Annotated in this window: 1 protein-coding gene; it reads right to left on the bottom strand. The window is 44.5% G+C overall.

Annotated elements, in window-relative coordinates:
* A partial coding sequence (locus Q3W56_RS21265) for a transposase (RefSeq protein ID WP_302896726.1) occupies nt 1–238 on the bottom strand: 238 nt, incomplete at both ends.

A 238-nucleotide genomic window follows, 5' to 3' on the forward strand; every position in this document is an offset into this window, starting at 1 on the left:
GTTGTATCTTTAAAGCGTGTGCGTCTGTTCCAGCTGATGGTGGAGTGGTGCGGAACTGGGTCATTGATATTCAGGCCCAAAAACCATCTGTACGCCATATTGTAGTAAATCTCTTTTTCAAGCTGTCTTTCTGAACGGATACCGTAGAGGTAGCCGATAAACATCATTTTGAATAAAATCAGCGGGTCGAGTGAGGGGCGGCCTTTGTTTTCGCTGTAGTAAGGCTTAACCTTTTCAA

The organism is Bacillus sp. C28GYM-DRY-1, assembly GCF_030519405.1.
In the GTDB taxonomy this organism is placed as follows: domain Bacteria; phylum Bacillota; class Bacilli; order Bacillales; family Bacillaceae; genus Bacillus; species Bacillus spizizenii_A.